The 13,598-nt window shown below is 74.6% G+C and carries 13 protein-coding genes and 1 pseudogene; 4 read left to right on the plus strand and 10 right to left on the minus strand.

Annotation, left to right across the window (positions count from 1 at the left end):
- The first annotated feature begins 78 nt into the window (after positions 1-78).
- From PYV61_RS10545 to PYV61_RS10555, 3 genes are all read left to right on the plus strand, one after another.
- Positions 79-2,043, plus strand: a complete 1,965-nt coding sequence (locus PYV61_RS10545) for a DUF2298 domain-containing protein (protein ID WP_275831150.1) — start codon at positions 79-81, stop codon at positions 2,041-2,043.
- A 235-nt stretch (positions 2,044-2,278) separates the two neighbouring features.
- Positions 2,279-2,704: an NFACT RNA binding domain-containing protein gene (locus tag PYV61_RS10550; protein WP_275831152.1), complete on the plus strand. Its 426-nt coding sequence runs from the start codon at positions 2,279-2,281 to the stop codon at positions 2,702-2,704.
- Complete coding sequence (locus PYV61_RS10555; RefSeq protein ID WP_275831154.1) at positions 2,701-3,021, plus strand: hypothetical protein; 321 nt, start codon at positions 2,701-2,703, stop codon at positions 3,019-3,021. The genes PYV61_RS10550 and PYV61_RS10555 overlap by 4 nt, the downstream gene beginning before the upstream one ends.
- Here the strand turns inward: PYV61_RS10555 and PYV61_RS10560 are convergent, their stop codons facing one another.
- The 7 genes from PYV61_RS10560 to PYV61_RS10590 all read right to left on the minus strand — a co-directional run bounded on the left by PYV61_RS10560 (position 3,022) and on the right by PYV61_RS10590 (position 9,131).
- The gene (locus PYV61_RS10560) at positions 3,022-3,684 is read right to left on the minus strand and encodes a VOC family protein (protein WP_275831156.1); all 663 of its coding nucleotides are present in this window, start codon (positions 3,682-3,684) and stop codon (positions 3,022-3,024) included.
- Between the two features lie 49 nt (positions 3,685-3,733).
- Entirely contained in the window at positions 3,734-4,234 is a 501-nt protein-coding gene (locus PYV61_RS10565) for a DinB family protein (protein ID WP_275831158.1), read from the minus strand.
- Positions 4,234-4,848 (minus strand): TetR/AcrR family transcriptional regulator, encoded by a 615-nt coding sequence (locus PYV61_RS10570; RefSeq protein ID WP_275831160.1) that lies wholly within the window; start codon positions 4,846-4,848, stop codon positions 4,234-4,236. Before PYV61_RS10570 ends, PYV61_RS10565 begins: the two co-directional genes overlap by 1 nt.
- 69 nt (positions 4,849-4,917) lie before the next feature.
- Positions 4,918-5,481 (minus strand): PepSY-associated TM helix domain-containing protein, encoded by a 564-nt coding sequence (locus PYV61_RS10575; RefSeq protein WP_275831162.1) that lies wholly within the window; start codon positions 5,479-5,481, stop codon positions 4,918-4,920.
- Between the two features lie 50 nt (positions 5,482-5,531).
- Positions 5,532-6,836, minus strand: a complete 1,305-nt coding sequence (locus tag PYV61_RS10580; protein WP_275831164.1) for an MFS transporter — start codon at positions 6,834-6,836, stop codon at positions 5,532-5,534.
- Between the two features lie 52 nt (positions 6,837-6,888).
- On the minus strand, positions 6,889-8,061 hold the full coding sequence (locus PYV61_RS10585; protein ID WP_275831166.1) for a zinc-dependent alcohol dehydrogenase: 1,173 nt from the start codon (positions 8,059-8,061) through the stop codon (positions 6,889-6,891).
- 11 nt (positions 8,062-8,072) lie between these two features.
- Complete coding sequence (locus PYV61_RS10590) at positions 8,073-9,131, minus strand: SRPBCC family protein (protein ID WP_275831168.1); 1,059 nt, start codon at positions 9,129-9,131, stop codon at positions 8,073-8,075.
- A gap of 174 nt (positions 9,132-9,305) precedes the next feature.
- On the opposite strand from PYV61_RS10590, the gene PYV61_RS10595 reads away from it, so the two are divergent.
- Complete coding sequence (locus PYV61_RS10595) at positions 9,306-9,659, plus strand: hypothetical protein (protein WP_275831170.1); 354 nt, start codon at positions 9,306-9,308, stop codon at positions 9,657-9,659.
- Positions 9,660-9,663: 4 nt separating this feature from the next.
- Here PYV61_RS10595 and PYV61_RS10600 read toward each other — a convergent pair whose 3' ends face one another.
- From PYV61_RS10600 to PYV61_RS10610, 3 genes and pseudogenes are all read right to left on the minus strand, one after another.
- Entirely contained in the window at positions 9,664-10,305 is a 642-nt protein-coding gene (locus PYV61_RS10600; protein WP_275831176.1) for a TetR/AcrR family transcriptional regulator, read from the minus strand.
- Positions 10,196-13,384, minus strand: coding sequence for an efflux RND transporter permease subunit (locus PYV61_RS10605; RefSeq protein ID WP_275831173.1), 3,189 nt, complete (start codon positions 13,382-13,384; stop codon positions 10,196-10,198). Before PYV61_RS10605 ends, PYV61_RS10600 begins: the two co-directional genes overlap by 110 nt.
- Before the next feature lie 5 nt (positions 13,385-13,389).
- A pseudogene (locus tag PYV61_RS10610) lies at positions 13,390-13,598 on the minus strand (efflux RND transporter periplasmic adaptor subunit); the annotation flags it as partial.

Raw genomic sequence — 13,598 nt, forward strand, 5'->3', positions numbered from 1 at the left:
GCCGAGCGCCGCCGCCCCGCGCCCGCCGCGCCGGCGGCGGCGCTGCTGCGCGGCGAGCCGTCGCTCCCGCGCTGAGGCATGCTCGCCCTCCTCGCGACGGCGTTCCTCCTCGGCACGGTCCTCCTCAACCTCGTCGCGCTCGGGCTGCTCGGCCGCCGCCTCGTCGGCCACTACGCGCTGGCGCGCGCCGCCGCCCCCGTCGCCGCGGCGCTGGCGCTCTTCTTCGTCGAGCACTTCGTCGGCCTCGGGCGGCTCGGCTGGCTCTGGCCGCTGACTACCGCGGCGTCGCTCTGGGTCGTGGCGCGGCGGCGCGACGTGGTGCGCGCGCACTGGCGCGTCGAGGCGGTGTTCGCCGCCGCCTTCGCGTGGGCGTTCGCCTGGCGCTGGGCGTCGCCGAGCATCGTCGCGTCGTCGGAGAAGATCGGCGACCTGGCGATGATCGCGTCGTACCTCCCGGGGACGCGGCTTCCTCCGGTCGACGCCTGGTTCCCCCCCTTCCCCTTCGACGTCTACTACAGCTTCCAGGCGTACGCCGCGGCGCTGCTCGGGCGCGTGTTCGGGATGGGCCCCGGCCTCACCTACAACGTCGCGTTCTGCGTCGCGGTCGCGCTCACCGTCACCTCCGCCGCGGGGGCCGCGCGGCTGATGGCCCGCTCGACGCGCGCCGCCGTCCTGCTCACCGCCGCGTTCACCCTCGGCGGCACCGGCGCCTCGCTCCCGGCGCACGCGATGTTCGCGCGGCCGGAGCTGTACACGAGCATGCGCCTGATCGGCGACGCCGCCACCCCCGCCGCGCCGACGGCCACCGCGTTCGGGCGCGCCGTGATCGCGCGCGCCGGCGTCGGCCCCGACTCGACGGCGCTCCGCCTGCCGTCCGAGACGTTCGCCTACCTCGCCACGCTCGGCGACTACCACCCGCCGCTGAGCGGCTTCTACCTGCTGGCGCTCGCGCTGCTGTGCGTCGCGGTGTGCGAGTCGGGGGCGCCGGCGCGGGGCGCGCAGGGGATCCTCGCGGCGACGGTCCCGCTGTGCGCGATCGCCAACGGGTGGACCTTCCCGCCGCAGGCGATCCTGGTGGCGGCGTGGGTGGCCTACCGCCACGCGGCGCGGCGCCCCCCGGACTGGCGCGCGCTGCTCGCCGGCGGCGTCGGCGCGCTCGCGCTCTGCTATCCGTTCCTCTCGACGTTCGCGTACCGCGCCGCCGACTACGGCGTGACGCTGCGCCTCGTCCCCGCCGGCGCGCACACCCCGCCCCTCCTCGGCGCCCTCGTCCTCGGCCCGCTGCTGCTCGCGCTCGCGCTCCCGCTGGCGTCGGCGCCGCGGCGCCCGTGGCTGCTGTGGAGCACCGCGCTGTGGGCGGGGCTGCTCGTGCTGTCGGAGGTGGCGTTCGTCGACGACGTGTACTCGGGCGTGTTCGAGCGGTTCAACACGACGCTCAAGTGGTGGCCGTGGATCCAGGCCGGCGCGCTGCTCACCGGCGGCGCCTTCGGGCTCGGCGCCCCGTCGCGCTTCGTGCGCTGGGCGACCGCCGCCGTGCTCGCGTGGGTCACCGCGTACGGCTTCGACCTCGGGCGCGCGCTGGCGACCACGCCGGCCCCGTACCGCGGCCGCCTCGACGGCGCCGGCGTCATCGCCGCCGACCCGATCGAGCGCGTGGTGTACGAGCACCTGCGCGCGCAGCCGCGCGGCATCGTGCTGCAGCGCCTCCAGGCCGGCGCGTTCACGCCGGCGCCGAGTCTCGCGCTGCTCGCGGGGCACGCCGCCTTCCTGGGCTGGCCCGAGCACGAGAAGCTCTGGCGCGGGCAGCGCGCCGACGTCGCCCTGCGCGACGACGAGGTGCGCCGCTTCTACGCCGGCACGCTCGCCGACCCCGCCGACTGGCTGGCGCAGAACCGCGTCGACCACGTGCTCTGGCTGCGCACCGAGGGCGAGCTCCCCGCCGGCACCTTCGACGCGATCGACGCGCGGCTGCGGGGGCGGTACTACTGGCGGGAGTTCTATCGGGGGGGGGAGATGCGGGTGGGGATGTGGAGTCGGAGGTGAGCCTTTCGACGGCGGAGAGCGGGATGGGGCGAGGATCCGGGTAGGGCGCAGAGCGGGATGGGGCGAACACAGGGATACCGCGCACGGCGGGGTACCGCGGACCTGCCGCCTCGAGCCGGTAGGTTCGCGGTACCCCGCTCTCCGCACCACCCTCGCTCGCCGTATCCCGCTCTGCGCACCACCCTGATCTGCGCCGTACTCGGCTCTTCGCCGTGAAGAGCCATAGATTCCCGCCGTGCCCCCAACCGAACGCCGCGGCCCGACGCCTCCCGCCGGCATCCTCGAGTACGAGCTTCCCGACGGCTGGCAGGCCTTCGCCGGGAAGACCGACGCCGCCAACGACTACGTGAGCATCAAGCTGGCGAAGCCCCGCGACCGCTGGTTCCACGTCCGCGGGATGCCCGGCGGCCACGTCGTGCTGCGCGTCCCCGCCGAGCGCGAGCCCGACCGCGCCACCATCGAGCGCGCGGCCGCGCTGGCCGCGTGGCACAGCAAGGCGAGGACGGGAGGCGTCGTCCCCGTGTCGATGACCGAGGGGCGCCACGTCTCCAAGCCGCGCGGCGCCAAGCCCGGCACCGTCGAGATCCGCAAGGAGTCCGTGCTCAAGGTGCGCCCGCCGTCCGACGACGAGGTGGCCGCGATGCGGCGGGGGGGCGCGTGACGCTCACCGCGCGCCAGCGGCTCGTGCTCGTCGAGGTGGCCGCCGAGGTCGACATCCCCGTCCCCGGGCGCGGCGAGGGCGGGCCGCGCTGGGACGGGCTGGTGCTCGACATCCGCAACCGGCTCGCGGCGCGGCACCGCGCGGCGCTCGCCACCGGGATGGAGAAGCCGGGCCCCATGCTGTCCGCCGAGCAGGTGACGCAGATCCTCACGCAGCTCTGCGACAAGGGGCTCGTGGTGGTCGCGCGCGGCGCCGACTACACGCGCCGCGTGCAGGTCACCGAGGCCGGGCGCGCGGCGCTCCCCGCCGAGGAGTAGCTAGGCCACCGCCATCGCGCTCGCGGGCGTGTGCGCGAGCATCCACGTCGTGCCGAAGCGGTCGCGCAGCATCCCGAACCGCGCGCCCCAGAACGCGTCGTGCGGCGGCACCGTCGACTCGCCCCCCTCGGCCAGCGTCGCGTACGTGCGGTCCACCGCGTCGGCGTTCGGGAGCTCGTACATCAGGTGCATCTGGTTGCCGGCGACGAACGCGACGCCCGGGTGCCGGTCCGACGCCATGAGCGTGATCGGCCCCGCGTCGAGGCGCCCGTGGATCACCCAGTCCGCCGTCTCGGGCGAGACCGCGTGCCCGCGGTCCCCGTAGCTCGACAGGCTCAGCTCCCCGCCCAGCACCTGGCGGTAGAAGGTCATCGCGGCGCGGCAGTCGCCGTCGAAGATCAGGTACGGCACGAGCGCGGTCGTCATGCGGGCGGGCTCCTGGGAGGCGAGGGGGCGGGCACGGCGGTGCAGCACGACGGCGGCGGCGCGCCGCTCGTCGCGGGAGTGGCGGTCCGGCTCCGCGAGCACCGCCGCCGCCAGCGCGCGCTCCGACTCGCTCCCCGCGGGCACGTCCCAGCTGGTGCGGAGTCGCGTCCAGGCGACGGCGGCCGGGAGGGTCGGGGCGAGCGGGTCGGCGGTCGGACGCGGGGAGGCGGGGCGCATGCCCGTTGGACGGGACGCGGCGTCGATTCTCATCGGTCCCCGCCGCGGCTCAGAAGGGGAGCTCGTCGGCGCTCGGCCCGTAGATCGACGGGACCGGCGTCTCCGCCAGCCGCAGGTAGACCGACAGCTGCCCGCGGTGGTGGTAGGCGTGGTTGAGCATCAGCACGCGCAGCAGCGCGCCGCGCGGCATCGTCATCATCTCGGCGCCGTCGCGCAGCAGCCGCCACGGCTCGCCCAGCCCGGCGTCGCCCATCGCCCGCAGCTGCGACACGGCGCCGGCCACGCTCCGGTCGTGCGTCGCCAGCAGTTCGGCGGCGCTCGCGGCCTCGGGGAGCGGCACCGGCGTCGCGGCGTCGAACTCGGGGAGCATCGCCAGCCCCGCGATCGCGTCGGGGAGGTTCGCCAGGTGGAGCGACAGCTCGCCGAGCGACATCGAGCGCGGGTGCGGGCGCCACGCGAGGCGGTCCTCCGGGACGCGCGCCAGCACGCGGCGCGTGGTCGCCGCCTCCTGCTCCAGCTCCGAGACCAGCTCCTCGACGGTGATCGGCATCAGCGGGCGGTGGTGGGGCGCAGGGCGTCGAGGTAGGCGCAGAGGGCCTCCCCCGCCTGCGACATGAGGGTCGGGTCCTGCGAGTACTTGCCGGTGCCCCAGATCCCCTGCTGCGCCAGCACGACGAGCGTCGCGGCCGCGCGCACGTCGGCGTCGGCCCGCACCGACCCCGCGCGCTGCCCGCGCGCCAGGGCGTCGGCGACCGCCGCCCGCCACCGCGCGTAGAGCGCGTCGAGGCGCGTGCGGAACCCCTCGTCGAGCGGCGACATCTCCTGCGCGAGGTTGTTCATCGGGCACCCGTGCACCCAGTGGCCGCTCCCCGCGTCCTCGGCGATCCACCGCCGGAACGACGCCTGGAGCGCCGGCACCGGGTCGTCCGTGTCGGCGATCGGGTCGAGCCAGCGCGTCGCGAGCAGCGGCGCGACCACCTCGTCGACCACGGCGTGGCCGAGCGCCTGCTTGCCGGCGAAGTGGTGGAAGAGCGCCCCCTTGGTCGCGCCGGCGGCGCCGACGACGGCGCTCAGGCTCCCGGCCTGGAAGCCGTGCCGGAAGAACTCGGCGAACGCGGCGTGCAGCAGCGCGTCGCGGGTGGTCGTGGGGGCGGTGGCGGGCACGCCGCGAACATACCGACCGGTCGGTATGTCGGCAAGAGCGGCGACCCCGCCCGGGGCGCGTCCGCCGGCCTACCAGAAGAAGCGGCGGACCCCCGTGGCGTCGCGGCGGCGGATCCCCCACCAGATCAGCATCCCGCTGACCGTGAGCGCGAGCAACGCGAGCCCCCACCCCATCGCGAACACCAGCCCGCCGTCGCCGAACGCCTCGCCGCTGTGCAGGCGGTAGAGGAGCGGCTTGTCGGCGTAGCTCCCCTCCTCGAGCACGCGCCCCGTGTTCGCCTCGACCACGAAGCGGCGGTCCTCGCCGCCGGTCGGGCGCCCGGTGAACACGGTGACCGTCGGCTGCTCCCCCTTGAACTGGAGCACGATCCGGTCGATCGACGCGCCCGGCTGCCGCTCCGCCACCGCGACCATCGCGCGGTGCACCGGGTCGCCGAACGCCGCGGGGGCGGCCGACACCGTCACCGGGCTCACGAGATCGCGCGTGCGCTCGCGCAGCGCCTCCTCCTCGCCGAAGAACTCGGTCCCCGCGACCAGCGCGCCGGTCGCCGAGGCCCACGCGAGGAAGAGGGCGGCCGGGAACGCGATCCACCGATGCCACCGCCGCCAGAACGACACGCCGCTGTTCGCCATGCGCGGGGGTACGCGGACCGCGGGGGCGTCGTTGGGCCCGTCGGCCGCCGTCATTCGGCCGGCAGCGGGGCGAGCGCCGGCGGCGCCGCGCGGTGCGCGAGCAGGAGCGCCAGCACGCTCGCGCCGGCGAGGAACGCCGCCAGCATCGCCAGCGCGCCGACGAACCCCGTCGAGCTCCCGCGCACCAGCCCCACGAGGTACGGGCTCACGAAGCCGCCCAGGTTCCCCACCGCGTTGATCAGCGCGATCGCCCCGGCCGCCGCGCGCCCCGTGAGGAACGCGGTCGGCAGCGTCCAGAAGGTGCCGAGCGCGCCCCAGATCCCGAGCGCCGCCACGCAGATCGCCGCCACCAGCGCGAGCGGCGACGTGGCCGCGGCGCTCGCCGCCAGCCCCACCGCCCCGACCAGCGCGGGGAGCGCGACGTGGAGGCGGCGCTCGCCGGTGCGGTCGGAGTGGCGCGCGATGAGGACCATCCCCACCGCCGCCACGACGTACGGCAGCGCCGAGAGCAGGCCGAGCGTCACCGCGCCGCGCCCCGCGAGCCCCGACAGGATCTGCGGCAGCCAGAACCCGATGCCGTACAGCCCCACGATGATGCAGAAGTACAGCAGCCCGAGCCCCAGCACGCGCCCGTCGGTCAGCGCCTCGCCGAGCGTGAAGCGCCGGCGCGCCTCGGTCGCCGCGCGCTCGGCCTCCAGGCGCGCGACCAGCCACGCCCGCTCGCCGTCGTCCAGCCACCGCGCCTCGTGCGGGCCGTCGGGGAGGTACCGCAGCACCACGAGGCCGAGCAGCACCGCCGGGATCCCCTCGACGAGGAAGAGCCACTGCCAGCCGGCGAGCCCCGCGGCGCCGTCGAGCGTCAGCAGCGCGCCCGAGAGCGGGCCGCCGACCACGCCCGCCATCGCCGTGGAGGTCATGAACAGCGCGACGGCGCGCGCGCGCTCGGCGGCGGGGAACCAGTACGTCAGGTACAGGATCATCCCCGGGAAGAACCCCGCCTCGGCGGCGCCGAGCAGGAAGCGCAGCACGTAGAAGCTCGTCGGCGTGCGCACGAACATCATCGCCGCCGAGACGATCCCCCACACGATCATGATGCGCGCGATCCAGCGGCGCGCGCCGACGCGGGCGAGGATCAGGTTGCTCGGCACCTCCAGCAGGCAGTAGCCGAGGAAGAAGATCCCGGCGCCGAGCCCGTAGACCGCGGGGGAGAAGCGCAGGTCCTCGTTCATCTGCAGCGCCGCGAACCCGACGTTGATGCGGTCGAGGTACGAGACGACGTACAGCACGAACATGAACGGGATCAGCCGGCGGCGGACCTTCGCCGGCACGTCGTGGGCGGGGCGCGTGGTGGTCACGCGGCGAATGGTGTCGCCGGTGCGCCCCGCCCGCGAGGGGGGCCGCGGCGCGTCAGGTCTTCAGCACGATCTTCTCGCAGCGGTCCTGCTTCGCGTTGAACATCCGGTAGCCCTCGGGCGCCCGGTCGAGCGGCATCGTGTGCGTGATGATGAAGGTCGGGTCCAGCTCCCCCTTCTGGATGCGCTCCAGCAGCGGCTTCATGTACCGGTGCACGTGCGTCTGCCCGGTCTTGATGGTGAGCGACCGGTTCATCACCGCGTTCATCGGGAACTTGTCGATCAGCCCCGTATAGACGCCGATCACCGACACGGTCCCGCCGCTGCGGCAGGCGTGGATCGCCTCGCGCAAGGCGATCGGGCGGTCGGTCTGCATGCGGAGCGCCTGCTTGGCGCGGTCGTGCACGTACTGCACGCCGTGCGTGTGCCCCTCGGCCCCCACCGCGTCGATGCAGTGGTCGGGGCCGCGCCCGGCGGTGAGGTCCTTGAGCACGTCGACGACGTTCGCGACCTCCTCGTAGTTGATGGTGATCGCGCCGGCCTTCTCGCGCGCCATCTGCAGCCGGTACTCGAAGCGGTCGATGGCGATCACCTTCTCGGCGCCGAGCAGGTAGGCGCTCGCGATCGCGAACTGGCCGACCGGCCCGCATCCCCACACCGCCACCGTGTCGCCCGGGCGGATGCCGCACATCTCGGCGCCCATGTAGCCGGTGGGGAGGATGTCGGTCAGGAAGAGCACCTGCTCGTCGGTCAGCCCCTCCGGCACCTTCATCGGGCCGAAGTCGGCGAACGGGACGCGCACGTACTCCGCCTGCCCGCCGGCGAACCCGCCGGTGAGGTGCGAGTAGCCGAAGATCCCGGACGCGGTGTGGCCGAGCAGCTTCTCGGCGATGTGCGCGTTGGGGTTCGAGTTCTCGCACAGCGAGGTCGCCCCGGCCTCGCACGGCGCGCAGTTCCCGCAGGCGATTGGGAACGGCACCACCACGCGGTCACCGACCTTCAGGTTGCCGACCCCCGGCCCGACCTCGACCACCTCGCCCATGAACTCGTGGCCGAGGATGTCCCCCGGCTCCATCAGCGGCAGGAAGCCGTTGTAGAGGTGGAGGTCGGAGCCGCAGATCGCCGTCGACGTCACCTTCACGATGCAGTCGCGGCGGTTGAGGATGCTCGGGTCCGGGACCTCGCGGACCTGCATGTCGTTCGGGCCCATCCAGCACGTGGCCTTCATCGCGTCGCCTCCTAGAGCTGCGCGGGCTTGTCGTCGGGCTGCGCCGGGTGGGGCCCGCGCCGCTTGGTCGCGTCGGAGAACAGCACCTCGCCGGTCTCCATCACCTGCTTGAAGTGGCGCAGGTCGTCCTTCACCTGCTGCCCCGGCTCCTCGCGCCACAGCATCGCGACCTTGGAGCCGAGCTTCCCGCCCGGCGGCTCGTACTCGAGCTGCACGCGCAGCTCGGTGCCGCGCCCGCCGGGCGCCGGGTGGAAGGTCACCCGCCCGGCGTTGCGTACCTGCGCCCCCTCGACCGAGCGCCACGCCAGCAGCTCGTGCTCGCGCTCCTCGACGATCTCGGCGTCCCACTCGACCGTGCGGCCGGCCGGCGCCTTCGCCACCCAGTGCGAGCGCCGCGCGTCGAGCTCGGTCACCGACTCGAGGTGGCGCATGAACGTCGGGAGGCGCTGCAGGTCGCGCCACGCCGCCCAGCACTCCTCGACCGGGCGGTTCACCGTCACGCCGCGGCGCGTGACGACGATCCCCTCCTCCAGCTTGGCGTGCGTGGCGGTGCGCGGCTGGCGCGACAGCTCGCGGGCGCACATCACGTCGAGCGCGGTCACGGCCAGCACGTTGGCGACGGCGAACGCCGTGCGGCCGCGGTCGTTGTCCGGGTTCGCCATCGTCCGCCCGAGCAGCGCCAGGTCGAGCGCGTCGCCTGCGACGCGCGACCACACGGCCTTCGCGGGCTGCTGGTTGCCGAGGATCGCGAGCCCGTGCCCGATCTCGCGCAGCCCCATCAGCCGCGTGGTGGTGAGCGAGCGGTCGTCGGGGTGCTTCACGCCGATGACCTTGTTGATCGCGTACGGCGCCAGGAACTCGGCCAGCCCGAGGCCGATGCTGAAGGCGCCGAGGAAGTTGGCGAGCGACTCGCCGCCGGTGCCGCGGTCGGCGTCGACGATGCGCTGGTACGCGGCGGCGGTGCCGCGGTCGGGACGGCTCTCCTCCCGCAGCGCGCTGCCGACCGGCGGCTCGGTGGCCGCGGCGGTGACGGCGCGCCCGTTCGAGTCCGCGCCGAGGGCGGTGTCCATGCTGCTCCCTCCGTTGGTTTGGACCCCACGGGCCGGGCAGGCCGCGTGCCGCCGCCCGCGCCGGCGGGCCCGGCGCCGCGCGTCGAGCGCGCGCCCGGCGCGCCGCGGCCTCACGACGCATCGATGGGGAGCGGCGCGCGACCGGCGCGCCGCGCCCCCCGTCCGGAGGATCCGATGATTCTCGTCCGCGACGTCTTCCGCCTGCGCTTCGGCGCCGCCCGCGAGGCGGTGGCGCTGTGGCAGGAAGGGATCGAGTTCGTCCGCGCCGGCCGCCACGTGCGCGATGCCCGGCTGCTCACCGACCTCGTCGGCCCGTTCTACACGCTCGTCCTCGAGACCACGTACGACGACCTCGAGAGCAGCGCCTGCGAGATGCGCGAGGTCATGGGCGACGCGGCATGGCGCGGCTGGTACCAGCGCTTCGTCCCGCTGGTCGAGTCCGGACACCGCGAGATGTTCACGGTGGTCGGGAGCACGGTGCCGCCGCTGTCGACGGCCTCGCTCGCGCGCGCCGCGGCGCGCGCCTGACGCCTCAGCGCGCGGCCGGCCAGCCGAGCGCGCGCAGGAAGGCGCGCACGTAGCCGCGGGGCGCCGCGGCGGGCGGCTCGGCGAACACGGCCGGCAGCCCGTCGCGCCCCAGCGCGTCGGTGGCCAGCGTCGAGACGAGCATCGCCACCGCGGCCCCGCGTTCCGGCGCGTCGGCGAGCGGCGTCCGCGCCGCGAGGCGGTCGACGTAGGCGCGCAGCACCTCGGCGCTCTCGTCGACCGCCCGCTCGGCCGTGCGCGCGTGCCGCCCCGCGAGGTCCGGGGCCGCGAGGCAGCGCCGCAGCACCGCGCCCGCGCCGCGCAGGCGCGCCAGCTCCCCCGCGCACCACGCCGAGAGCTCGCGCTCCGGCTCGCGCGGCTCCGCCGGTAGCGGCGGCGGGTGCGCGCCCGACGCCGCGGCCTCCACCGCCGCGTCGAGCAGCGCGTCCTTGGAGCCGAAGAGGCGGAAGAGCGTCACCTCGTTGACCCCCGCCTCGTCGGCGATGCGGCGCGTGGTCGCGCTGGCGGCGCCCGCCCCGTCAGTCGCCCCACGCCGGCTCCGGGGCGAGCCCCGACGACTCGCGCTCGGCGGCGATCTCGCGCTCGCGGTCGGGCGACACGAGGCGGCGCTTGAACCAGCTCCCCAGATCGTCGAGGTACGTGTAGGCGACCGGCACGACGATCAGCGTCAGCAGCGTCGAGGTGATGAGCCCCCCGATCACCGCGCGCGCCATCGGGGCGCGGAAGCCGCCCCCTTCCCCGGTCCCCAGCGCGACCGGGATCATGCCGACGACCATGGCCAGCGTCGTCATGACGATCGGCCGCAGGCGCACCGCCCCCGCCTCCACCAGCGCCGCGAACCGGTCGGCGCCGCCGGCGCGCCGCTCGTTGGCGTTGTCGACCAGCAGGATCGCGTTCTTCACCACGAGCCCCATCAGCATGATGACGCCGATCATCGACATCATGTTGAGCGTCGAGCCGGTGAGCTTGAGCGCCAGGAGCACGCCGACCAGCGACAGCGGGAGCGAGAGCATGATCGCCACCGGCTGCGTGAACGACTCGAACTGCGACGCCAGGATCAGGAAGATCAGGATGACCGCGAGCACCAGCGTCTCGACGACGTAGCCGCCCGTCTCCGCCAGCTGCTCGGTGTCGCCGCCGAGCGAGATCGTGTACCCCGCCGGGAGCTGAAGGGTGGCCAGCCGCGCCTGGATCTGCGTCGACGCCTCCTGCAGCGACAGCTCGGGCGCCGTGTTGCCGGAGATGGTGACGATGCGCGACAGGTCCTTGCGGTCGATCTGCGCCGGCGCCGTCCCCTCCTCGATCCGCGCCACGTCGCGCAGCGGGACGGTCGCCACGCCGGCGTCGCCGCGGGCGGCCGTCGGCACGGGGATCTGCCCCACGTCGACGAGCGAGCGGCGGAACTCGGGCGCCACCTGCACCACCACGTCGCGCTCCTCGCCGCTCGGGTCCTCCCACCGCGTCGCCGTCTCGCCGGCCATCAGCGGGCGGATCGTCGCCGCCGCCTGCCCGACGTCGAGCCCGACCCGGTTGGCGACCTCGCGGTCGAGCGTGATGCGGTACTCGGGCTTCGGGTCGCCGAGCGACGACTGCACGTCCACGACGCCGGGGACCGCCTTCACCTCCGCCATGGCCAGCGCGGACAGCCGCTGCAGCTCGGCCACGTCCGGGCCGCGCACCTCGATCGCCAGGGGCGCGCGCGCGCCGCCCACGCCGCCGGCGACGAGCACGCTCGTGCGCACGCCGAACAGCGCGCCCAGCCGCTCGCGGGCCGCCACCATCACCTCCTGCTGCGACCGCTCGCGGTCGGCGGTCGGGCGGAGCTTCACGTAGATCTCGCCCGCCGTGACGGTCCCGGTCGCGCCGGCGCCGACGGTGGCGTACGTGTAGTCGACCTCGGGGAGCGCGCGCAGGGCGGCGATCGCCTCGGTCGCCTTGCCGCGCGTGTAGCCGAGGCTCTGCCCCTCCGGCGTCTCGAACTGGACGACGAACTCGGAGTTGTCGGTCTCGGGGAGGAAGCTCCCGCCGATGAACGGCACGAGCGCGAACGCCCCCACCAGGCTCGCCGCCGCGATCGCCATCGTCGCCCTGCGGTGGCCGAGCGCCCACGTGACCACGCCGCGGTACTTCCCCGCCTGGCGGTCGAACCAGACGTTGAAGCGCGCGATCGTCCGCGTCAGCGCGTTGCCGCGGCCGGCGCCCGCCGTGTGCGGGTTCACCCCCCACCACGCGCTCAGCATCGGCGTCAGGGTGAACGACACGAACAGCGACACCAGCACCGCCCACGCCACCGTCAGCCCGAACTGGAAGAAGAAGCGGCCGACGATCCCCTTCATGAACGCCACCGGCGCGAACACCGCGACGATGGCCAGCGTGGTCGCCAGCACCGCGAGCACGATCTCGCGCGTCCCCGTGCGGGCGGCGGTGAAGTGGTCGCGCCCCATCTCGCGGTGGCGGACGATGTTCTCCACCACCACGATCGCGTCGTCGATCAGGATGCCGATGGAGAGCGACAGCGCCATCAGCGTGAGCATGTTCAGCGTGAAGCCGAGCGCGCTCATGAGGACGAACGACGACACCACCGACACCGGGAGCGCCAGCGAGGTGATCGCCGTCGCCTTCCAGTCGTTCAGGAAGAGCATCACGATCACGATCGTCAGCGCGGCGCCGATGACCAGCTCGTGGATGACGTCCTCCACCGAGTGGCGGATCTGCACCGAGTTGTCGCGGATCACCGACAGCTCGACGCCGGCCGGCAGCGTCGTACGCAGCCTGGCCAGCGCGGCCTGCACCTCGTCGGCCACGGCGACCGTGTTGGCGCCCGACACCTTCACCAGGTCGATCGCCACCGCGCGCTCGCCGTCCACCAGCGCCAGCGACCGCTCCTCCTCGTTCCCGACCTCGACGCGCGCCACATCGGCCAGCCGCACCGGCTGCCCGCCGCGCGTCGCGACGATCACGTCGGCGAACTGCGCGGCGTCGGTGATGCGCCCGGTCACGCGCACGATGCGCTCGTTCGCCCCCGCCTCCACGCGGCCGGCCGGGACCTCCAGGTTCTGCCGCTGCAGCGCGCCCATCACCTCCGGCACCGTGACGCCGAGCGCCTGCAGCCGCCCGGGGAGCAGGTTCACGCGGATCTCGCGCGCCAGCCCGCCCGCCAGCCGCACCTCGCCCACGCCCGACACCGACTCCAGCGCGCGCCGCACGTCCTCGTCGGCCAGCGTCGTCAGGTCGACCAGCGGCAGCGTCTCGCTCGACAGCGCCAGCGACAGGATCGGCGCGGCGCCGGGGTCGAGCTTCTGCACCACCGGCGACTCGATGTCCTCCGGGAGGTCGCGGCGGATCGTCTCGATCTTGGTGCGGACGTCCTGCGCCGCCACGTCGACGTCGCGCCCGAGGTCGAACTCGACCACGACCTGCGAGACGCCCTCCAGCGACACGGACGTGATGCGGTCCACCCCCTCGACGGGGTTGAACGCCTCCTCCATCCGGCGCGACACCTCGCGTTCGATCGTCTCGGCGCTCGCCCCCGGGTAGACGGTCTGCACCGTCACCACCGGCAGGTCCACGTCGGGGAACTGGTCGATCGCCAGCCCGCGGTACCCGAAGATCCCGAGCACCACGAGCAGCACCATCATCATCGTCGTGAAGACGGGGCGGCGGATGGCGAGGCCGCTCAGCCCCCCGCCGCGCTGCGTGTCCGACATCTCACTCACTCCTGGCCGGCGGACGCGAGGCGCACCGGCGCCCCCTCCGCGACGTCCGACGTCGGCGTGACGATCACCCGATCGCCCGCCCGCACGCCCCCGGTCACCGCCACCGTCCCCGCCGCCTCGTCGCGCGCGCCGAGCGTCACCGCCCGCCGCGCGACGCGGCCGCCGTCCACCACGAACACGTGCGCGCCGGCGCCGTCGGCCGCCC

It is taken from the genome of Roseisolibacter sp. H3M3-2, assembly GCF_029211165.1.
In the GTDB taxonomy this organism is placed as follows: domain Bacteria; phylum Gemmatimonadota; class Gemmatimonadetes; order Gemmatimonadales; family Gemmatimonadaceae; genus Roseisolibacter.